A 19,579-nucleotide genomic window follows, 5' to 3' on the forward strand; every position below is an offset into this window, starting at 1 on the left:
CTGAGGCGCATCGGAGCACGCCGTCGCCCGAGCGGGACCTCCGCCGCGAGGGTCAGACCTTGGGGATGTGCGTCTCGATCGCGATGATCCCGGAGCCCGGGTTGGAGGCGGACAGATGCACGACCGAGAACGCGGCGGGTTCGAGATCTGCGGCGCTGTCGATGTAGGAGCCGTGGATCGTGCCGGTGGCGAGCGCGAGCTCCGAGAGGATGCCGGGAAGCACCGGGCCGTGGCTGCACACGACCGCCGCCTTGCCGCTTCTCACCCGTCGGCCGATCACCGAGCGCAGGTCAGCTGCGTCGTCGTCCCACGAATCCTGGCTGATCTTCGTGGTCTGAGTGATCTTGCGACCCAGCGCACGCGACAGCGGGACGACGGTGTCGACGCACCGCACCGCGTCGCTCGTGACGATCCGTCTGACTCCGAAGGCGCGGAGCGGGCCGACGATCGACTTGGCCTGCCGGCGCCCCCGCTCGGCGAGCGGGCGAGCGGCATCCGCTCCCTCCCAGTCCGAGCGCGAAAGCGCCTTCGCGTGCCGCAGCGCGATCACGGGGAAGGTGCGCAGGACACCGTCGTCGACGAGATTCTGGAAGAAGTCGATGATCTCGAGATCGACGGGGTAGCTCAGCCGCGCGCGGGCCTTCTTGAGGCTCACCCATTCGAGTGCCGCGATCTCGCGGTTGGGAACGAACGTCGACTCCCGGATCGCGTCGTCCGTCGCCTCGGCCGCCCAGTAGTGCACGACCTTCTGCTTGTTCGAGGCCATGTGGTAGCGGCTGACTCCGACCGGAACGCCGAGGACCACGCGGATGCCGGTCTCCTCGTGCACCTCGCGCACCGCCGTCTCGGCGAGCATCTCGCCGGGATCGACCTTGCCCTTCGGCAGGGTGACGTCACGATATTTGCCACGGTGGATCAGCAGGATCCGCAGTTTCCCGTCGACGATGCGCCACACGACGGCCCCGGCCGCGTACACGGCCTTGTCCGTCCATTTGGCGCGCGACGCCTGGTCTTCTCGCTTCGCGCGCTCGGGGGCCGCGCCGGTCGTCGAGGTCATCGCACCGCCCGTGCGCGGCGCCGCCGCTGGATCAACCCCATGGTCTTATCCTGCAGGTCGACGAGGGGGTTGCCCTCGGCGTCCTCGGCGTGGCGGTACCAGACGCCCTCGGCACCGAGGTGCCACGAGCTCGTACCCGGGTCCATCGCGAGGTCGAAGAACGACAGGAGCTCCTGCAGGTGGCTCGGATCCGTCACGCGCACGAGGGCCTCGACGCGGCGATCGAGGTTGCGGTGCATCATGTCGGCGCTGCCGATGTATACCTGCGGGTCGCCGTCGTTCTCGAAGGCGAAGATGCGGGAGTGCTCCAGATAGCGTCCGAGGATGCTGCGTACGGTGATGTTGTCGCTGATGCCCTCGAGGTCGGTGCGCAGGCTGCAGATGCCGCGCACCCACACTTCGACCTTCACGCCCGCCGCGCTCGCACGGTACAGCGCGTCGATGATCTCCTCGTCGACCATCGAGTTCACCTTGATGCGGATGCTGGCGGGCTTGCCGGCCTCGGCGTTCTTGCGCTCGTGGTCGATCTGTCGGATCAGTCCCTTGCGCAGGTGGAGCGGCGCGACGAGCAGACGCTTGAACTTCTTCTCGATCGCGTACCCGCTGAGCTCGTTGAACAGGCGGGTGAGGTCTTTGCCGACCTGCGCGTCCGCGGTGAACAGACCGAAGTCCTCGTAGATCCGGCTCGTCTTCGGGTTGTAGTTTCCGGTGCCGATATGCGAGTAATGACGCAGCATCCCGTCCTCCTCGCGGATCACGAGAGCGAGCTTGCAGTGCGTCTTCAGGCCCACCAGACCGTACACGACGTGCACGCCTGCCTTTTCGAGCTTGCGGGCCCAGACGATGTTGTTCGCCTCGTCGAAACGGGCCTTCACCTCGACCAGCGCGAGCACCTGCTTGCCGGATTCGGCGGCGTCGATCAACGCCTGCACGATGGGGCTGTCGCCCGAGGTGCGGTACAGGGTCTGCTTGATGGCGAGCACGTGCGGATCGCGGGCCGCCTGCTCGAGGAAGGCGACGACGCTGGTCGTGAACGACTCGTACGGGTGGTGCACGAGCACGTCGGCCTTGCGGATCGCCTTGAACATGTCAGGGCGGGAGTTGCTGTCTCCCGGCTGGAACGACACCGAGGTGGTCGGCAGGTGCGGCGGGTAGCGAAGATCGGGGCGGTCGATCCGCCCGAGGTCGAATAGACCGCGCAGGTCGAGCGAACCGGGGAGGCGGTAGACCTCCTGGTCGGTGATGTCGAGTTCCCGCACCAGCAGGTCGAGGGTCAGGTCGTCCATGTCGTCGGTGATCTCGAGTCGGATCGGCGGGCCGAAGCGGCGTCGCATGAGCTCTGCTTCGAGGGCCTGGATGAGGTTCTCGGACTCGTCCTCCTCGATCACCATGTCTTCGTTGCGGGTGAGGCGGAAGGCGTGGTGGTCGAGCACCTCCATGCCGGGGAACAGATCGCCGAGGTGGTTCGCGATCAGATCCTCGAGCCGGATGAATCGCGTGATCTTGCTGGTTCCGCGGACCTCGACGTAGCGGGGGAGCATCGGCGGCACCTTGAGGCGCGCGAACTCCTGGCGTCCGGTGCGGGCGTTGCGGATGCGGATCGCGAGGTTGAGCGACAGGCCGGAGATGTACGGGAACGGGTGGGCGGGGTCGACCGCGAGCGGCATGAGCACGGGGAAGACCTGCGCCTGGAAGTACTCCGACAGCGCGGCTCGCTCGTCTGTCGTCAGAGCGTCCCAGTCGGTGATCTCGATGCCGGCATCCGCCAGAGCGGGGCGCACCTTGCTGGTCCAGGCATCCGCATGACGCAGCTGCAGCGCGTGCGCCTCGCGAGAGATGTCCGCGAGCGCGTCCCCGGGGGAACGGCCGATGTTCGTGGGAACGGCGAGGCCGGTCATGATGCGGCGCTTGAGTCCGGCGACGCGGACCATGAAGAACTCGTCGAGGTTGCTCGCGAAGATCGCGAGGAAGTTCGCCCGCTCGAGTTCGGGAAGACTCGGGTCCTCCGCGAGCTCCAGCACCCGCTGGTTGAAGGCGAGCCAGCTCAGCTCACGATCGAGATAGCGGTGGTCGGGGAGCAGAGCGTCGGGGGCCTCGACGGCATCGAAGTCGTCGTCTTCGGCGTCACCGAGACCTGCATCGGCGAGTGCGGGATCGATCATGGGGTACATCTAAGCACCGCAAGGTGTCACGTGTGTGAACGGCCGCGGTTCCGTTACCGCGATGCGACGGTCTCGTCCTCGTAGACGTTGAAGCGGTAGCCCACGTTGCGCACGGTGCCGATGATCTGCTCCTGATCGCCGAGCTTGGCGCGCAGTCGTCGCACGTGCACGTCGACCGTCCGCGTGCCGCCGAAGTAGTCGTACCCCCACACCTCGCTGAGCAGCTGCTCCCTGGTGAAGACACGGGAGGGGTGGGTCGCGAGGAAGTGCAGGAGCTGGAACTCCTTGTACGTGAGGTCCAGCGGGCGACCGTGGAGCTTGGCCGAATACGACTGCTCGTCGATCGTGACGCCGGACGCCTGCACGCGGGAGGGCTCTGCCGCCGCCTCGTGGCGAGCGAGCGCGAGCCGCAGCCTCGCGTCGATCTCGGCGGGTCCCGCCGTGGCGAGCAGCACATCGTCGATGCCCCATTCGCCCGAGACCGCGCTCATGCCGCCCTCCGTGACCACCAGCAGCAGCGGAGCATCCTGCCCCGCGGCACGCAGCAGCCGGCACAGCGACTTCGCCCCGACCAGGTCGGTCCGCGCATCCACGATCACGATGTCGTACTCCGGGGCGTTCACGAGCTGAGCAGGCTCCGCGGGAATCTGGCGGACGCCGTGGCTGAGCAGCTCGAGCGCGGGGAGCACCAGTTCCGTGATCGGAGCGTTGGTCAACGCCAGCACCTGGGCCACACGCTCTCCTCTCGGCCGACGGATGTCGCCGTGACGCAATGATACCGGCACCGGATAGGTGACAATGGAGACATGTCGGAACCCGCACTCGCCCCGCGCAACGCCTTCGTCGGTGTTTTCGTCGTGTGGGCCGTGGCATTCCTCGCCTCGATCGCCGTCGGAGTGTTCGTCCCTGAGGAGTGGCGCGTCTCGTGGATGCTCGTCGTCTTCGGCGGTCTGGTACTGCTCTCGTTCGCCGTACAGCTCTGGTACGGCAGCACGCAGGGATTCATCTTCCGGGTCGCTTGCAGTGTCACGGGCGCCCTCGTGCTGACCGGGCTCATCGCGACGGGGTTCGGCCTCGCCGCTCTCATCCCCGCCTGACCACCCGCATTCGGGGGGTAGGCTGGAGGCATGGATCTCGTCGCCCTCGAATTCTTCTTCATCGGCCTGCTGGGTCTCGCGAGCCTCTCGATCGCCTTCGTCTCGGTCGTGGTGCTGCGCAACCTCTTCCGCGGCCAGCGCTGAGCGCATGCTCGAGCTTCCTGCGGATCTTCCCGCAGACCTCGCCCCTCTCTCCTGGCTGATCGGCGTCTGGGAGGGCACCGGGGTCATCGACTACCCCGTCGGCGACGAACGGCTGCAGGGCGAGTTCACGCATCGGGTGAGCTTCAGCCACGACGGCGGCCCCTTCCTCAACTACGCGGCCACTGCGACGTTCGTCGGCGATGACGGATCAGCGTCCGTTCCCCTGGTCGCGGAGAGCGGATTCTGGCGCCTGTCGCGCCCTGCGGGGGAGTCGGATGCCGGTCCCGCTCTGCTTCCTCCCACCGCCCCCGCCGTGATCCGCGACGTCCACGACGTCGAGGCGCTGCGCAGCACCGCGGGGGGATTCCCTCTCGAAGTGTCCCTCGCGCACGCCGACGGCACCCTCGAGCTGTACCTGGGGGAGATCAACGGTCCGCGCGTCGACATCGCCTCGGATGCGATCGTGCGTCCGGCGGGCGGCAAGGCCTACGGCGCAGCATCACGCATGTACGGCCTGGTCGACAACCACCTGCTCTGGGCGTGGGACATCGCCGCGCTCGGCACGCAGCTGCGCTCGCACGCCTCGGCGCGCCTGGCGAGGGTCTGATGGCCGGGTTCGCGGACATCGACGGCGCCGTCTCGAGCGACGGCGTCATCTCGCACTTCGGCGACGTTTTCCGCGAGCAGCGTCGACTCGCTGCGGCTGAGGCGCTCGTTCCGCTCGGCGACCGTGCCGTGATCGAGGTCGCCGGCCCCGAACGACTCGGCTGGCTCGACTCGATCACCTCGCAGGCCGTCGGTCACCTGGCCCCGGGCGAGAGTACGGAGCTTCTGGTTCTCGACCCGCAGGGACGCGTCGAGCACGCCGCGGCCGTTCTCGACGACGGCGCGTCGACCTGGCTGATCGCGGACGCCGCGGACGTCGAGCCACTGGCCGCCTGGCTCACCCGCATGAGGTTCCGCACCCAGGCGACAGTCGCGGTCCGCGACGACCTGCAGCTGATCGGCTTCGTCGACGGCGGTTCGGCGGCCGAGCTCGCGGGCGCGGCGGCATCCGCTCCTCACGGCGTCGCCCTGGTGTGGAGCGACCCCTGGCAGCGGGTGAGCGCGGGCGGGCATCAGTACGCCGAGGTCGCCGAGCACCCCGGTTCGGCTCTCGCGTGGCGGGTCGCCGTCGTGACGGCTGATGCTGCTGCGGCGCTCGCCGCGTCGACGCCTGTCGAATCGCTCGCGGGCCTTCTCGCCGCCGAGGCTCTCCGCGTCGCGGCGTGGCGTCCGCGCTGGGCCGCGGAAGTGGACGATCGCTCGCTGCCGCACGAATCCGACTGGATCCGCACCGCCGTGCACCTGAGCAAGGGCTGCTATCGCGGCCAGGAGACCGTTGCGAAGGTGCACAACCTCGGTCATCCGCCACGGCGGCTCGCCGCTCTGCATCTCGACGGCAGCGATGCGGTCCTCCCCGCGCCGGGGGATCCCGTGCTCCTCGGCGACGACGAACTCGGGCACATCACGTCCGTGGCACGGCACTTCGAGGACGGCCCGATCGCACTCGCGATCCTGTCGCGACGTGCACCGGAGGGCGACCTCGTCGTCCGCACGGCCGAAGGCGACATCGCCGCAGCGCAGCAGGTGATCGTGCCTGCGGACGCCGGCGCGACCGCCGACATCCCTCGACTCACTCGGCTTTCGCGACGCCCCTCCGCCCCCGATCCTCGCGGTTAGGCGAGCGGCGCCACCGCGTCCCACGGCAGGCTGAGCTCGCCGAGCTTCCACCGCGTCCGGCCGCCCTGCACGGGCCACCCCTGAGCCTTGAGCCCCGCGACTGCGGCGAGGAAGCGCTGGGTCGCGCCGAAGGCGGACAGAGGTGAGGCGCGCTCCCATTCCCGGTCGAGGTCGACGAGCAGCGCGTGGATGCGCTCCCCGGGCACGTTCCGATGGATCAGCGCCTTCGGCAGCCGCTCGGCGACGATGCCGGGCCGATCGAGGTCGGCGAGCCGCAGCGAGAGCGTGAAGCGCACCGGCGTACCGTCGGGTCCGACGTCGACCCAGCTGGAGATGCGACCGATCTCGTCGCACGTCCCCTCGACGAGCAGACCCCCCGGCGCCAACCGTGCCGCCGTCGTGCGCCAGGCTCCTGCGACCTCGGACTCGTCATACTGGCGCAGCACGTTCATGGCGCGGATGACGGCTGCCCGCCGTCCTGTCGGAAGAGGCACCTCGAAACCGCCGCGGGCGAAAGACACTCTCAGATCCGGGGGAAAGGGCGTCCTGCCCGCCCGGACCTCCTCGAGCTGCGATGTGGCGAGCGCGACCCGAGCGGGGTTGATCTCGAGACCGAGCACTTCGGCATCCGGCCTGACCCGGCGGAGCCGGGCGGCGAGCTCGAAGGCGGTCACGCCGCTCGCCCCGTACCCCAGGTCGACGACGAGGGGGTCGGCAGCGGTGCGCAAGGGTTCGGATGCCGCGATCCAGCGGTCGTTGCGCCGCAGCCGGTTCGTCCCCGTGGTGCCGCGCGTGGGCCTGCCGAGGGGAGATGACGCCATATGTCAATCCTTGCAGTCCTTCGCCCTGCTAAGGACGCCCAGGCCGAACGGCCGACGCCTCTGTCGATAAGCTGGGACCATGACCCGCACCCTGATCCTGCTCCGCCACGGCCGGAGCGAGTGGAACGAACTGAACCTCTTCACCGGCTGGGTGGACGTCCGCCTGAACGAGCAGGGCAAGGCCGAGGCCCAGCGCGGCGGCGAGCTGCTCGCCGAGGCAGGCCTCCTTCCCGACGTCCTGCACACGTCGCTGCTGAGCCGTGCCATCCAGACCGCGAACATCGCCCTCGACGCCGCCGACCGGCTGTGGATCCCGGTGACCCGCTCATGGCGACTCAACGAGCGTCACTACGGTGCCCTGCAGGGCAAGGACAAGGCCGAGACGCTCGAGGAGTTCGGCGCCGAGCAGTTCCAGCTGTGGCGTCGGTCGTTCGACGTGCCGCCGCCCGTGCTCGACGATGCGAGCGAGTTCAGCCAGGTGAACGACCCGCGCTATGCAGGCATCGACGGCGAGGTTCCGCGCACCGAGTCGCTCAAGCTCGTGATCGACCGCCTGCTGCCGTACTGGGAGAGCGCGATCGTCCCCGACCTGGAGGCCGGCAAGACGGTGCTCGTCACGGCGCACGGCAACTCGCTGCGCGGCCTGGTGAAGCACCTCGAGGGCATCAGCGACGACGACATCGCCGAGCTGAACATCCCCACCGGCATCCCGCTGGTCTACGAGCTCGACGACGACAACGTCCCGACCCGACCCGGTCGCTACCTCGACCCTGAGGCCGCGGCCGCCGGCGCGGCAGCGGTCGCCGCGCAGGGCAAGAAGTAGCCGATACGCAGAACGGGGCGGATGCTGACAGCATCCGCCCCGTTCTGCGTATCAGGCCGGGGTTCAGGCGTGCCCGTGCTCCTGCTGACCGAGCTCCTGCTGCTCGACGGCGAGGGCGATGTCCTCTTCGTCGACGTGCCAGTCGCCGGTGGCGAGGTAGACGACCTTCTTGGCCACCGCGACCGCGTGGTCGGCGAAGCGCTCGTGGTACCGGCTGGCCAGAGTGGCGTCGACCGTCGCGGTCGCCTCACCCTTCCAGTTGTCGCTGAGGACCTTCTCGAACACGCTGGCGTGCAGCTCGTCGATGTCGTCGTCGGTGTTGCGGATCGCATCGGCGAGTCGCAGATCCTGCGTGCGGAGCAGGGCCGACAGCGTGCGGGCGATCTCGACGTCCAGCTCGCCCATCTTCGTGAAGGTGCCCTTGAGGCCCTTCGGGACGGCCCGCTCGGGGAAGCGCAGGCGCGCGAGCTGGGAGATGTGCTCCGACATGTCGCCCATGCGCTCCAGGGAGGCGCTGACACGCAACGCCGTGACGACGATGCGCAGATCGCGGGCGACCGGCTGCTGGCGGGCGAGGATCTCGATGGCCTGCTCGTCGAGGGCCACAGCCAGTTCGTCGATCTTCGCGTCGTCTGCGATGACCTCCTCGGCGAGGGCGACGTCGCTCGTGGCGAACGCGCGGGTCGCCTTGTCGATCGAGACCGTGACGAGGTCCGCGATCTCCACGAGGCGGTTCTGCAGGTCCTCGAGGGACTGGTGGAAGACTTCGCGCATGGTGGGCGCAACCTTTCATTCGGATCTCGTCGGAAAGGTCCGCGAGAGGGTAGGGCCGCGCTCCGCACAGGCCCGATGCGATTGTGTGCCCCGAAGGTTAACGAACGGTGCCCAGCACGTGAATAGTACTTCGCGGGATGCCGCCGAGCACCGGAAACCCGCCGGAGCGCAGGTGAACGCACTCTACTCTTGAGGCATGACCCTGCCCCAGATCGCTCTGATCTCGCTCGCCATCGGCCTGCTGATCGGCATCGCGCTCTCGCTGGTCGTGGTCTGGGCGTACCGGGCGCGGGCGCGGTTGGACGAGGAGACCTCGACGATCGTCCCTGAAGGCGTGACGGATGTGCTCGGCAGCATGGATGACGCCGCGTGCGTCATCGACACCTCCGGCCTCGTGCTGGCGGCGTCGCTCGCGGCTGCCCGCTTCGGCATCTCGGTCGGCTCGACGCTCGACAACCCCGAGCTGCGTCAGCTGGTGCGCGGCGTGCGCGCGACGGGCGGCACCGCCACCGAGTCGCTGCGCATCACCAGGGGAGGGCTGAGCCTCGACCCGCGGCTCGTCTCGGCCCGTGCCAGCGTGATCAGCCCTCGTATGGCGCTCCTCATCATCCGGGACGTGACCGAGCAGGAACGTCTCGACCAGATGCGCCGCGACTTCGTGGCGAACACCAGCCACGAGCTGAAGACGCCGGTGGGCGCGGTCACGCTGCTCGCCGAGGCGATCGAGTCGGCCGCCGACGACCCCGCGCAGGTGCGCATCTTCGCCGCCCGCATCTCGGCGGAGGCCGCCCGGCTCGGCCAGCTCACGGGGCGCATCATGAGCCTCTCTCGCCTGCAGGCCGACGACGGGCTCGGCGACGTGCGCCCGGTGTCGATCGACGAGGTCATCGCGGCGTCGATCGAAGCCCACGCGGTGCAGGCCGACTCCGCCGGAGTCGATCTCGCCCGCGGCGGCGACCGCGGCGTATGGGTGCGCGGCGACGCGCAGATCCTCATCGAGGCGATCGGCAACCTCGTCGCGAACGCGATCGTGTATTCGCCGAAGGGATCCCGCGTCGGCATCGGCGTGCGGGCAGACGGAGACCTCGTCGAGATCGCCGTGTCCGATCAGGGCATCGGCATCGCAGAGGCCGACCGGGAGCGCATCTTCGAGCGCTTCTACCGCGCAGACGAAGCCCGCTCGCGCCGCACCGGTGGTACGGGGCTCGGCCTCTCGATCGTCAAGCACGCCATACAGCGTCACGGCGGCGAGGTGCTGCTGTGGTCGCGCCCCGGTCGTGGATCCACTTTCACCGTCCGACTTCCCCGCATCGACTCGCCGGTCGCAGGCGAGGGCAAGAAGGAGAAGAAGCGCAAGAAGAAGCGCGAGAAGAAGGCGGCCAAGACGGCCGTCGCTGCTCGCGTCCGAAACGGAGAGACAGCATGACCCGCATCCTTCTCGTCGAAGACGAGCCCGACCTCGCCGACCCGCTGGCGTACCTGCTGCGCCGAGAGGGATACGAGGTGGAGATCGCCGAAGACGGACCCGGCGCGCTCGCGGCGTTCAGGGAGCGCGGGGCCGACATCGTCCTCCTCGACCTGATGCTCCCGGGTATGCCGGGAACCGAGGTGTGCCGCCAGATCCGCTCGACCTCCGCCGTGCCCATCATCATGCTGACCGCCAAGGACTCGGAGGTCGACATCGTCGTGGGGCTGGAGCTCGGCGCCGACGACTACATCACCAAGCCGTACTCTTCGCGAGAACTGCTGGCGCGCATGCGCGCCGTGCTGCGCCGCGTGGTGCAGGCCGACAGCGAGCTCGACGAGCGCGTGCTCGACGGCGGACGCGTCTCTCTCGACATCGACCGCCACACGGTCTCGGTCGACGGCGAGCAGATCAACATGCCCCTCAAGGAGTTCGAGCTTCTCGAGGTGCTCATGCGCAACTCGGGCCGCGTTCTCACGCGCGGGCAGCTGATCGACCGCGTGTGGGGGAGCGACTACTTCGGCGACACCAAGACGCTCGACGTGCACATCAAGCGCATCCGCTCGCGCATCGAGCAGAACCCGGGTGAGCCCGTGATGCTCGTGACCGTGCGGGGTCTCGGCTACCGCTTCGAGGGCTGACCCCTCCAGGCCGGCCCGGGGGCCGCACGCGAAGAAGGCCAGCACCCCTCGGGGTGCCGGCCTTCTTCGTATGAGGTCAGTTCGACGGCGCGGGAGCTGCGGTGTCGGTCGGAGTCGGTTCCGGCGTGGCCGTGGGCTTCGGCTTCTCCTCCGACGGCACCAGATCGGCGTAGTAGGGGAGGGCGCCGTCGAGCACGGGGACGCTGGCCTTCACGCCCGAGCTGTCGCCCGACTGGAAGTGCACCTCGACCGTGGCGCCAGGCATCGTGTCGAGATCGACGAGACGCAGCGGAGCCTCGTCGGCGCCGAGGCTCACGGTTCCGCCTGCGGGCACCGTCACGGCCATCGGGTCGATGCCCTCGACCGTGATCGTGAGGGTGGCCTTCTCGTCGCTGGGGTTCACGATCGCGGCGACGAAGTTGCCCACAGAGCCGTCTTCGTTCGCGACGATGAACGCGTTGCGGACGACGACAGGGCCGGATTCATCGGAGACGTTCACGCCGTCGGACGCCGAGTAGTTGATCGTCGTCGCCTGGGGCGAGATGAAAGTGCATCCGGTCGTGCCCAGCAGCACGAGGGCGCTGACGGCAGCAGCTGCGACGAGGCGCGAATTCACTGGTCCTCCTGAGGTCCGGCGGGATATCCGCATCCATTCTATGGGTACGGGCGCGCGACTCCCGGACGCAGGGGCGCGAACCTTAGCGCATATCCCCTGTGGTATCCTTGAGGTTGCCGAAAGGACACGTTTTTATGCTTTTTGAGGTTGGCGAAACAGTCGTCTATCCGCACCATGGCGCTGCGACCATCATCGAGGTCAAGGAGCGCATCATCAAGGGCGAGGCGAAGAAGTATCTGAAGCTCAACGTCACCCAGGGCGATCTGATCATCGAGGTTCCGGCCGAGAACGTCGACCTGGTCGGCGTTCGCGATGTGATCGGCAAGGAGGGCCTCGATCACGTCTTCGAGGTTCTGCGTGCGCCGTTCACCGAGGAGCCCACCAACTGGTCGCGTCGCTACAAGGCGAACCTTGAGAAGCTCGCCTCGGGCGATGTCATCAAGGTGAGCGAGGTCGTCCGCGACCTCTGGCGTCGTGACCAGGACCGCGGCCTGTCCGCGGGTGAGAAGCGGATGCTGGCGAAGGCTCGCCAGATCCTCATCTCCGAGCTGGCTCTCGCCGAGAAGATCGACGAGGACAAGGCGGGCGCACTGCTCGACGAGGTCCTCGCTTCCTGAGCGCCGCGCCCTGCGCGCTGAGAGCTCAAGATCCTGGAGAAGGCGGATGCTTCGGCATCCGCCTTCTTCGTGCGCCCGGTAGCGTGTGTGCATGCTTCCCGTTCCGCACACCGCGATCATCGTCGTCGCCGCCGGGTCCGGCACCCGCCTGGCCGGCGGAGCGCCCAAGGCGTTCGTCGGCATCGACGCCCGCTCGATCCTGCGCCATGCGCTCGACGGCGTGTTCGCCGCGGCGCCCATGCAGGTCGTCGTCGTCGCCCCGTCCGGATTCGAAGGGCAGGCCGAGAGCGATCTGCGCGCGGCCGCGGGTGACCGCGCCGATCTCGCCCGTGTCGTCACGGGCGGTGCGACTCGCCAGGAGTCGGTGAAGGCCGGGATCACCGCGCTGTGGGGCGACATCGACACGGTGCTCGTGCACGACGCCGCCAGGGCACTCACCCCGCCCGCCGTGATCGACGCCGTCTTCGACGCGGTCGACGACGCCACCGGCGTGCTCCCCATGCTCCCGGTCGTCGACACTCTGAAGCGGGTCGACGGCGAGGCCATCGTCGCCGCCGTCGACCGTGCCGAGCTGGCCGCCGCGCAGACCCCGCAGGGGTTCCCGCGCGCGCTTCTCGAGTCGGCGTACGCGGCGGCGGGCGAAGCGGGTGTCGAATACACCGACGATGCAGCACTCTTCGCCGCGGCAGGGCACCCGGTGCAGCGGATCCCCGGCTCCGAGCGCGGGTTCAAGATCACCACGCAGTCCGATCTCGAGCGCGCGCGGCACCTGCTCGCCGCGTCCGCTGCTGCTCCCGCGCTGCCGCGCGTGGGCATCGGCACCGACGTGCATGCTTTCGGCGGCGAGGGGAATCTGTGGCTGGCCGGCCTCGAATGGCCGGGGGAGCAGCCCCTGTCGGGACACTCCGACGGCGACGCCGTGGCCCACGCGATCGTCGATGCGCTGCTGGGAGCGGCGGGTCTCGGCGACATCGGCGAGCATTTCGGCACTGTCCACCCCGAGTACGCCGGTGCACATGCATCCGTCTTCCTCGCCCGTACCCGGGAGATCCTCGCCGAGAACGGCTTCGCGATCGGCAACGTATCCGCGCAGTTCCAGGGGAACCGGCCCAAGTTCAGCCCGCGGCGGGCTGAGGCGCAGGCCGTGCTGACCCAGATACTCGGAGCGCCAGTGTCGGTCACGGCCACGACGACCGACGGATTGGGTTTCACCGGTCGGGGCGAAGGGATCTCGGTCACCGCGATCGCGATGGTCGTCCCCGTCTGACCTCGACGTCGCCTCGCGGGAATGCCCCGCCGTGTCGCCTCGTTGCCTGATGGGGTGACCACGGAAGAAGGAGTCGAGTTGAAGATCCTCATCATCGGAGCGACAGGACACGTCGGGCGGGCGGCGGCCGCCGCGCTGGAAGGGCACGAGATCGTCGCCGCGTCCCGCAGCGGCCGGACGCAGGTCGACGTGACGGATCCCGCGTCGATCGAGCGCCTGTTCGCCGAGGTCGGCACCGTCGACGCCGTCATCGCCGCCGTCGGGAGCGTGCCGTTCGCGCCGCTGGGCGAGCTCGGACGCGACGCGTACGAGTCGGCGTTCCGCGGCAAGGTGCTCTCGCAGCTCGACATCGTGCGGATCGGGACGCCCCACGTCCGCGACGGCGGGTCCTTCACTCTGACCAGCGGCATCCTCGCGAGGGAGCCGATCGCCACAGGGGCCGCCGCCTCTCTCGCCAACGGCGCGCTCGAGGCATTCGTCCTCGGAGCAGCTCCGGAGCTGCCGCGCGGCATCCGCATCAACGCCGTCAGCCCCTCTGTGCTGGCGGATGCGCCGTCGTATCATTCCTCATTCCCCGGCTTCATTCCGGTGTCCTCGCACCGGGTCGGTCAGGCGTACGCGAAGAGCGTCCTCGGCGTGCAGACCGGACGTGTCCTTCCGGTCGACTGAGCACGCACACGACCCGGGTGCGTAGCAAAGCGGCGTGCCCAGGCTTCGCGGGCGGTCGCCCGGTAGTCTTGAGCAGTGACGCTCCGCCTCTACGACACCCGCGCTGCGACCCTGCGCGACTTCGTGCCTCTCGACCCCGAGAACATCACGATGTACGTGTGCGGACCCACCGTGCAGTCCGGCCCGCATATCGGCCACGTGCGGGCGGCGCTGAGCTTCGATCTTCTCCGGCGCTGGCTCGCTCTGCGGTACGGACGCGTCACATTCGTGCGCAACGTCACGGACATCGACGACAAGACCCTGGCGAACGCGACCCCCGCCGAACCATGGTGGGCGCTGGCCTACCGGATCGAGCAGGAGTTCACGGCGGCATATGCCGCCGTGGGCATCCTTCCGCCGACCTATGAGCCGCGGGCAACCGCCTCGGTGCCGCAGATGCAGGAGATCATCGCGACGCTCATCGAGCGCGGCCATGCCTATCCCGCGTCGGACGGCTCGGGCGACGTGTACTTCGACGTGCGTTCATGGCCGGAGTACGGCTCGCTGACGCACCAGTCCATCGATGCGATGGAACCGGCGGAAGACGCCGATCCCCGTGCCAAGCGCAACCCGCAGGACTTCGCTCTCTGGAAGGGTGCCAAGGCGGATGAGCCGGCCGACGCCGCCTGGCGCTCGCCGTGGGGCACGGGCCGCCCGGGTTGGCACATCGAGTGCTCGGCGATGGCCAAGCGCTACCTCGGTGCGGAGTTCGACATCCACGGCGGGGGTCTCGACCTGCGTTTCCCGCACCACGAGAACGAGCTCGCCCAGTCGAGCGCGGCCGGCGACGGCTTCGCGCAGTACTGGGTGCACAACGGGTTGGTCACCGTCGGCGGGCAGAAGATGTCGAAATCGATCGGCAACTTCACCCTCGCCGCAGACGTGCTGAAGGCGCACGATCCGCAGGTCGTGCGTTACGCGCTCGCTGCCGCGCACTACCGTTCGAGCCTCGACCTCACCGAGTCGTCGTGGGCGGAGGCGGAGGCCGCACTGGGCCGCATCCGGACCTTCTTCGAGCGCGCGGAACGAGCCTCCGAGCGGAACGAGGATCGGCGCGCCCGGTTCGAGGCGCCCGCGGGGGAGTGGGAGTACATCCCCCTGCTCCCCGAGGAGTTCGGTCGCGCGATGGATGACGACCTCGGAGTGCCGCAGGCCCTCGCCGTGCTGCACGACCGCGTCCGAAGCGGCAACCAGGCGATCGACGACGGAGACGATGCGGCCGCCGAGCGGGCGCTGTATGAAGTACGCGCGATGGTCGGCGTGCTCGGCCTGGACGATGGGCCAGGGGGAGCCGAGAACGAGGGGGCTGCGGCATCCGCTCTCGACGCTCTCGTGCAGACGATGATCACCCAGCGTGCGCAGGCGCGCGCTGACAAGGACTGGGCGGCGGCGGATCGCATCCGTGACGCGATCGCCGCCGCAGGAATCACGCTGGAGGACACTCCGGCCGGAACTCATTGGAGTATCGATGGCTAAGCCAGGCAACCCCTCAGCGGGCAAGGGCAAGAAGAAGGGGCCCAGCAAGGGCACCGGTGGACTCGGACGCAAGGCGCTCGAGGGACGCGGACCGACTCCGAAGGCGGAGGACCGCGCCTGGCACCCGGCCGGCAAGCGCAAGGCCGCAGCCGAGCGCTTCGCCGCCGCCGGCGGCAAGGGCAGGCCGGGTCAGCAGCGGAACTCGGGCGGCAACCCGAACCGCTCGGCTCGGGCGAAAGACAACACCACGGACACCGAGATCGTCACGGGCCGAAACTCGGTGCTCGAGGCGCTTCGCGCGAAGATCCCCGCAACCGCGTTCTACATCGCTCAGCGCGTGGAGATGGACGACCGCACCAAGGAGATGCTCGCGATCGCGACGCACCGCGGCATCCCCGTGCTCGAGGTCACCCGTCAGGAACTCGACCGCATGGCCGGGTTCGACGGCGTGCACCAGGGCGTAGCCATCAAGGTGCCGCCGTACGAGTACGCGCACCCGCAGGACCTGCTCGAAGCGGTCATCGACAAGGGCCAGGTGCCTCTGTTCGTCGCACTCGACGGCATCACGGACCCCCGCAATCTCGGTGCGATCATCCGCTCGACGGCCGCCTTCGGCGGACACGGGATCATCCTGCCGCAGCGTCGTTCGGCGGGCGTGAACTCGGCAGCGTGGAAGACCAGTGCCGGCGCAGCAGCGCGGGTTCCGGTGGCGCTGGCCGTGAACCTCACCACGCAGCTCAAGGAGTTCAAGAAGCAGGGCGTTTTCGTCCTGGGGCTCGACGGCGACGGCGATGTGCTCCTGCCCGAGCTGCAGCTCGCCGATCGTCCTGTCGTGATCGTCACGGGTTCCGAGGGCAAGGGACTCTCGCGTCTCGTCGCCGAGACCTGCGATCAGATCGTGTCGATCCCGATCTCTGCGGCGACCGAGTCGCTCAACGCCGGCATCGCCACCTCGGTCGCGCTGTATCAGGTCTCCACCGTCCGCAACGCAAAGAAGTAGGAAGGCACGTCATGACCCGCATCGTCGTTCTCGGAGGGACCGGCTATGCCGGTCGTCACATCGTCGCCGAGGCGGTGAGCCGCGGGCACGAGGTCGTCGCCGTGTCTCGCTCGCTCCCGTCCGACCAGGTCATCGGGGCGGAGTACGTGCAGGGTTCGGCCCTCGACCTCACTCCGCTCGCGGACACGCTGACCGGCGCGGATGCGGTCGTCTCGGCGCTCTCGCCGCGGGGCGACATGACGGACAGAGCCCTCGAAGCGGTGACCGACGTCGCAGAACTGCTCAGCGGCACCTCCACGCGTCTCGGCGTGGTGGGCGGTGCCGGCGGAAGCCTCGTCGCCGCCGGAGGGCCTCGCCTGTTCGACCAGGGCTTCCCCGAGGAGTACAAGCACGAGGCGCAGGTCGGCATCGATTCGCTCGCGATGCTCGAGGCGACGGATGCCGGCCTCGACTGGTTCTTCGTGCACCCCGCCGAGGTGTTCGGTCCGTGGGCCGAGGGCGAGCGCACCGGGCATTACCGCGACGGCGGCGACGTGCTCGTCCGCGACGCCGAGGGCAAGTCGTACATCTCCGGCGCAGACTTCGCGGTCGCCGTGGTCGATGAGATCGAGCAGGGCAACCACCATCGCGAGCGGTTCACGGTCGGGTACTGATCACGATCCAAGGCCTGACCCGACTCCCGAGGGTGGAGCCGGGTCAGGCCTTTCACGTATCCGGCCCGTGCCGCGTTCATTACGCACCAGGAGCGGTTTGACCCCTGAGAGAGGTCGAGAATCGAGCGCTTCTGCCGAGTCATCTCGCGCGCTTCCAGACTGAGAACCAGAGGGGACTCCGTTGAAACGGGGAGTCTTCTGGGGGAGCGCGGCGTGAGCCTGCGCACACGGGAGAAGGGCTGAACTGACAATGAAGAGGATCGAACCGCCGCGCGCGAGGCGGATGGGGCGGGCTGCGGCCGCGCTCCTGCTCGCCGCCGCCGCCATCGTTCCCGCCGCACTCACGGCTCCGGCCGCCGCGGCGACCGTCGAGCCCGGTGACGCGGTGTGGGTCGGCCCGGGGGTGGGCTACCCCGGCACGAGCATCCATCCGGTCTACTCGCCTGTTCCCGCCGACACGGCGAACCCCGGGACGCCCGACCTGTGGTCCTACTGCATCGAGCACGACATCAGCGTCCGTCCGGACGCGGTCGCGGTCGCGGGCGACTACGCCAGCTACCTCGGCTCGAACCACTTCACGGATCCCGTGATCCAGGCGAAGGTGCACTGGGTGATCACCCACGCGTATCCGGCCGTGAGCCTCGCCGACCTCGCGGTTGCGGCCGGCGCGACGGGCCTCGCCGCGAACGACGCGATCGAAGGCGCGCAGTACGCCGTCTGGCGCTACACGGACCTGACGTTCGACGCCAACTGGGCATTCGAGACGCCCGCCTCCGCGGCGGTGTACTGGTACCTGGTGAACGGAGCGAACGCCGACACCGCGACGGCGCCGCCGGCGACCACCGACGTCGAGGTGTCGGTCAGCGCTCCCGCCGTGTCAGGAGCGGCCGGCTCCCTCGTGGGACCCTTCACAGTGTCGACGAACCAGGCGACGGTCACGCTGTCGTCGAACCCGATGCATGCCTTCACGGACGCGGCGGGCGGCGCGATCGACCCTGCGGCCGTCGTGAACGGCCAGCAGGTCTACCTGGATCTGCGCGACTCCACAACGGCCGGGTCTGCCACGGTCACCGCCACCGCGAACGGCGCCTCAGGCACCGGGCTCGTCATCTCGACGCCTGAGGAGGGCAGCGCGACAGCGACGCCCGGGTCGCACCGCCAGTCGCTGATCCTCGTCACGGCGGAGAACGCGACCACGGCTGCCAGCGCGACGGGGACGTGGGTCGTCGCCGCTGCGCCGTCGATCGGGACGACGCTGGTCGACGCCGCGGATGACGATCACACGTTGGTCTGGAACGGTGGCAGCTTGGTCGACACGATCGCGTACTCGGGCCTGACGGTTGGGCAGGAGTACACGGTCGCCGGTGAGCTGATGGTGCAGTCGGATGGTTCTGCCACGGGCATCACGGGTTCGACGACCTTCACGCCGACCGCATCCGACGGCACGGTCGAGGTGACGTTCACGGTTCCCACGGGGTACGCCGGTGAAGCCCTGGTCGCGTTCGAGACGCTGTACTCCGGTGGCACTGCGACGGGCACGCCTGTTGCGGAGCACAAAGACATCGATGACGTGAACCAGACGGTCACGGTGGAGGAAGTGCTGCTTGTTCCGACGATCGGCACGACCCTCGTCGACGCCGCTGATGAGGATCACGTCCTCACATGGAACGGTGGGTCGCTGGTCGACACGATCGCGTACTCGGGCCTGACGGTTGCTCAGGAGTACACGGTCGCCGGTGAGCTGATGAGGAAGTCCGATGGCACCGCCACGGGCATCACGGGTCAGACCACGTTCACGCCGACCTCGTCGAGTGGCACGGTCGAGGTGACATTCACGGTTCCGACCGGGTACGCCGGTGAAGCCCTCGTCGCGTTCGAGACGCTGTATGCGGGTGATACGGCGACGGGCACTCCGGTGGCCGAGCATAAGGACATCGACGACGTGAACCAGACGGTCACGCTGGAGGAGCAGCCGGTCATGCCGGCGATCGGCACCACCCTGCTCGACAGCGCCGACCAAGATCACACCCTGGCCTGGAACGGCGGCACGGTGATCGACACGATCGCCTACACCGGGCTGACCCCCGGAATCGAGTACACCGTGTCGGGCGAGCTCATGCGCAAGTCCGACGGCTCCGCCACCGGTATCACGGCGACGGCGTCCTTCACTCCGACCTCGACGAGTGGCAGCATCGCGGTCAGGTTCACCGTGCCGAGCGGCTATGCGGGCGAGTCCCTCGTCGCGTTCGAGACGCTCTACACGGGTTCGACGGCATCTGGCACTCCGGTGGCCGAGCACAAGGACATCGACGACGCGGCGCAGACCGTCGCGGTCGAAAAGCAGCCGGCCGGGACCGCTCCGACCGTGACTGGCCTGGCAAGCACCGGCAGCGCGCTCCCGGTGGGATTGACCGCCGTAGCGGTGACTGCCGTGCTGCTCGGGGCGATGTTCCTCATCAGACGCCGAAGGGCGCACAGCGAGCTCTGATCGACTGACGGGGAAGGGCCGGCCGCGAGGGATCTCGGCCGGCCCTTC

Annotated in this window: 19 protein-coding genes; 13 read left to right on the forward strand and 6 right to left on the reverse strand. The window is 68.8% G+C overall.

The window, feature by feature from the left end:
* Nucleotides 1-52 precede the first annotated feature (52 nt).
* Genes ACI3KT_RS07400 through ACI3KT_RS07410 form a run of 3 tightly spaced genes read right to left on the reverse strand, consistent with a single transcriptional unit; the run spans nucleotide 53 to nucleotide 3,953 of the window.
* Entirely contained in the window at nucleotides 53-1,057 is a 1,005-nt protein-coding gene (locus tag ACI3KT_RS07400; RefSeq protein ID WP_292910833.1) for an NUDIX domain-containing protein, read from the reverse strand.
* Nucleotides 1,054-3,219 (reverse strand): RNA degradosome polyphosphate kinase, encoded by a 2,166-nt coding sequence (locus ACI3KT_RS07405; RefSeq protein WP_292910831.1) that lies wholly within the window; start codon nucleotides 3,217-3,219, stop codon nucleotides 1,054-1,056. Before ACI3KT_RS07405 ends, ACI3KT_RS07400 begins: the two co-directional genes overlap by 4 nt.
* Before the next feature lie 53 nt (nucleotides 3,220-3,272).
* Nucleotides 3,273-3,953 carry a response regulator transcription factor gene (locus ACI3KT_RS07410; RefSeq protein WP_292910829.1) on the reverse strand — a complete coding sequence of 227 codons (681 nt, stop codon included), beginning with the start codon at nucleotides 3,951-3,953 and terminating at the stop codon, nucleotides 3,273-3,275.
* Between the two features lie 72 nt (nucleotides 3,954-4,025).
* On the opposite strand from ACI3KT_RS07410, the gene ACI3KT_RS07415 reads away from it, so the two are divergent.
* The 3 genes from ACI3KT_RS07415 to ACI3KT_RS07425 all read left to right on the forward strand — a co-directional run bounded on the left by ACI3KT_RS07415 (nucleotide 4,026) and on the right by ACI3KT_RS07425 (nucleotide 6,182).
* Nucleotides 4,026-4,316, forward strand: coding sequence for a hypothetical protein (locus tag ACI3KT_RS07415; protein ID WP_292910827.1), 291 nt, complete (start codon nucleotides 4,026-4,028; stop codon nucleotides 4,314-4,316).
* Between the two features lie 148 nt (nucleotides 4,317-4,464).
* Nucleotides 4,465-5,067 carry an FABP family protein gene (locus ACI3KT_RS07420; protein ID WP_292910825.1) on the forward strand — a complete coding sequence of 201 codons (603 nt, stop codon included), beginning with the start codon at nucleotides 4,465-4,467 and terminating at the stop codon, nucleotides 5,065-5,067.
* Nucleotides 5,067-6,182, forward strand: coding sequence for a YgfZ/GcvT domain-containing protein (locus tag ACI3KT_RS07425; protein WP_404903405.1), 1,116 nt, complete (start codon nucleotides 5,067-5,069; stop codon nucleotides 6,180-6,182). The genes ACI3KT_RS07420 and ACI3KT_RS07425 overlap by 1 nt, the downstream gene beginning before the upstream one ends.
* Here ACI3KT_RS07425 and ACI3KT_RS07430 read toward each other — a convergent pair.
* Nucleotides 6,179-7,003, reverse strand: coding sequence for a class I SAM-dependent methyltransferase (locus ACI3KT_RS07430; RefSeq protein WP_404903407.1), 825 nt, complete (start codon nucleotides 7,001-7,003; stop codon nucleotides 6,179-6,181). The two genes, ACI3KT_RS07425 and ACI3KT_RS07430, sit on opposite strands and share 4 nt — an antisense overlap.
* Before the next feature lie 79 nt (nucleotides 7,004-7,082).
* Between ACI3KT_RS07430 and ACI3KT_RS07435 the strand changes: the two genes are divergently transcribed.
* On the forward strand, nucleotides 7,083-7,826 hold the full coding sequence (locus tag ACI3KT_RS07435; protein WP_404903408.1) for a phosphoglyceromutase: 744 nt from the start codon (nucleotides 7,083-7,085) through the stop codon (nucleotides 7,824-7,826).
* A gap of 63 nt (nucleotides 7,827-7,889) precedes the next feature.
* Here ACI3KT_RS07435 and phoU read toward each other — a convergent pair whose 3' ends face one another.
* Nucleotides 7,890-8,600: a phosphate signaling complex protein PhoU gene (gene phoU / locus ACI3KT_RS07440; RefSeq protein ID WP_292910817.1), complete on the reverse strand. Its 711-nt coding sequence runs from the start codon at nucleotides 8,598-8,600 to the stop codon at nucleotides 7,890-7,892.
* 196 nt (nucleotides 8,601-8,796) lie between these two features.
* Between phoU and ACI3KT_RS07445 the strand changes: the two genes are divergently transcribed.
* Nucleotides 8,797-10,026 carry a cell wall metabolism sensor histidine kinase WalK gene (locus ACI3KT_RS07445; RefSeq protein WP_307298363.1) on the forward strand — a complete coding sequence of 410 codons (1,230 nt, stop codon included), beginning with the start codon at nucleotides 8,797-8,799 and terminating at the stop codon, nucleotides 10,024-10,026.
* Nucleotides 10,023-10,706, forward strand: a complete 684-nt coding sequence (locus ACI3KT_RS07450) for a response regulator transcription factor (RefSeq protein ID WP_292910813.1) — start codon at nucleotides 10,023-10,025, stop codon at nucleotides 10,704-10,706. Before ACI3KT_RS07445 ends, ACI3KT_RS07450 begins: the two co-directional genes overlap by 4 nt.
* A gap of 76 nt (nucleotides 10,707-10,782) precedes the next feature.
* Here ACI3KT_RS07450 and ACI3KT_RS07455 read toward each other — a convergent pair whose 3' ends face one another.
* Nucleotides 10,783-11,322: a DNA modification methylase gene (locus ACI3KT_RS07455; RefSeq protein ID WP_307298360.1), complete on the reverse strand. Its 540-nt coding sequence runs from the start codon at nucleotides 11,320-11,322 to the stop codon at nucleotides 10,783-10,785.
* A gap of 134 nt (nucleotides 11,323-11,456) precedes the next feature.
* Between ACI3KT_RS07455 and ACI3KT_RS07460 the strand changes: the two genes are divergently transcribed.
* From ACI3KT_RS07460 to ACI3KT_RS07490, 7 genes are all read left to right on the forward strand, one after another.
* Nucleotides 11,457-11,939 carry a CarD family transcriptional regulator gene (locus ACI3KT_RS07460; RefSeq protein WP_045255828.1) on the forward strand — a complete coding sequence of 161 codons (483 nt, stop codon included), beginning with the start codon at nucleotides 11,457-11,459 and terminating at the stop codon, nucleotides 11,937-11,939.
* A gap of 91 nt (nucleotides 11,940-12,030) precedes the next feature.
* Nucleotides 12,031-13,206, forward strand: a complete 1,176-nt coding sequence (gene ispD, locus ACI3KT_RS07465) for a 2-C-methyl-D-erythritol 4-phosphate cytidylyltransferase (protein ID WP_404903410.1) — start codon at nucleotides 12,031-12,033, stop codon at nucleotides 13,204-13,206.
* A 54-nt stretch (nucleotides 13,207-13,260) separates the two neighbouring features.
* Nucleotides 13,261-13,875, forward strand: coding sequence for a short chain dehydrogenase (locus tag ACI3KT_RS07470; protein WP_404903411.1), 615 nt, complete (start codon nucleotides 13,261-13,263; stop codon nucleotides 13,873-13,875).
* A 75-nt stretch (nucleotides 13,876-13,950) separates the two neighbouring features.
* Entirely contained in the window at nucleotides 13,951-15,390 is a 1,440-nt protein-coding gene (gene cysS, locus ACI3KT_RS07475; RefSeq protein ID WP_404903413.1) for a cysteine--tRNA ligase, read from the forward strand.
* Entirely contained in the window at nucleotides 15,383-16,390 is a 1,008-nt protein-coding gene (rlmB, locus tag ACI3KT_RS07480; RefSeq protein ID WP_292910803.1) for a 23S rRNA (guanosine(2251)-2'-O)-methyltransferase RlmB, read from the forward strand. The genes cysS and rlmB overlap by 8 nt, the downstream gene beginning before the upstream one ends.
* 11 nt (nucleotides 16,391-16,401) lie before the next feature.
* The gene (locus ACI3KT_RS07485; protein ID WP_404903414.1) at nucleotides 16,402-17,043 is read left to right on the forward strand and encodes an NAD(P)-dependent oxidoreductase; all 642 of its coding nucleotides are present in this window, start codon (nucleotides 16,402-16,404) and stop codon (nucleotides 17,041-17,043) included.
* Between the two features lie 250 nt (nucleotides 17,044-17,293).
* On the forward strand, nucleotides 17,294-19,531 hold the full coding sequence (locus ACI3KT_RS07490) for a VaFE repeat-containing surface-anchored protein (RefSeq protein WP_404903415.1): 2,238 nt from the start codon (nucleotides 17,294-17,296) through the stop codon (nucleotides 19,529-19,531).
* Nucleotides 19,532-19,579 lie beyond the last annotated feature (48 nt).

Source organism: Microbacterium sp. ZW T6_19, assembly GCF_044987465.1.
Classification (GTDB): Bacteria; Actinomycetota; Actinomycetes; order Actinomycetales; family Microbacteriaceae; genus Microbacterium; species Microbacterium natoriense_A.

Coding starts and splice junctions, on each gene's coding strand:
- ACI3KT_RS07485 (WP_404903414.1), top strand. CDS start 16,402: ATGACCCGCATCGTCGTTCTCGGAGGGACCGGCTATGCCGGTCGTCAC.
- ACI3KT_RS07445 (WP_307298363.1), top strand. CDS start 8,797: ATGACCCTGCCCCAGATCGCTCTGATCTCGCTCGCCATCGGCCTGCTG.
- ACI3KT_RS07400 (WP_292910833.1), bottom strand. CDS start 1,057: ATGACCTCGACGACCGGCGCGGCCCCCGAGCGCGCGAAGCGAGAAGAC.
- ispD (WP_404903410.1), top strand. CDS start 12,031: ATGCTTCCCGTTCCGCACACCGCGATCATCGTCGTCGCCGCCGGGTCC.
- ACI3KT_RS07405 (WP_292910831.1), bottom strand. CDS start 3,219: ATGATCGATCCCGCACTCGCCGATGCAGGTCTCGGTGACGCCGAAGAC.
- ACI3KT_RS07425 (WP_404903405.1), top strand. CDS start 5,067: ATGGCCGGGTTCGCGGACATCGACGGCGCCGTCTCGAGCGACGGCGTC.
- ACI3KT_RS07450 (WP_292910813.1), top strand. CDS start 10,023: ATGACCCGCATCCTTCTCGTCGAAGACGAGCCCGACCTCGCCGACCCG.
- ACI3KT_RS07420 (WP_292910825.1), top strand. CDS start 4,465: ATGCTCGAGCTTCCTGCGGATCTTCCCGCAGACCTCGCCCCTCTCTCC.
- phoU (WP_292910817.1), bottom strand. CDS start 8,600: ATGCGCGAAGTCTTCCACCAGTCCCTCGAGGACCTGCAGAACCGCCTC.
- rlmB (WP_292910803.1), top strand. CDS start 15,383: ATGGCTAAGCCAGGCAACCCCTCAGCGGGCAAGGGCAAGAAGAAGGGG.
- ACI3KT_RS07430 (WP_404903407.1), bottom strand. CDS start 7,003: ATGGCGTCATCTCCCCTCGGCAGGCCCACGCGCGGCACCACGGGGACG.
- ACI3KT_RS07415 (WP_292910827.1), top strand. CDS start 4,026: ATGTCGGAACCCGCACTCGCCCCGCGCAACGCCTTCGTCGGTGTTTTC.
- ACI3KT_RS07435 (WP_404903408.1), top strand. CDS start 7,083: ATGACCCGCACCCTGATCCTGCTCCGCCACGGCCGGAGCGAGTGGAAC.
- ACI3KT_RS07460 (WP_045255828.1), top strand. CDS start 11,457: ATGCTTTTTGAGGTTGGCGAAACAGTCGTCTATCCGCACCATGGCGCT.
- ACI3KT_RS07490 (WP_404903415.1), top strand. CDS start 17,294: ATGAAGAGGATCGAACCGCCGCGCGCGAGGCGGATGGGGCGGGCTGCG.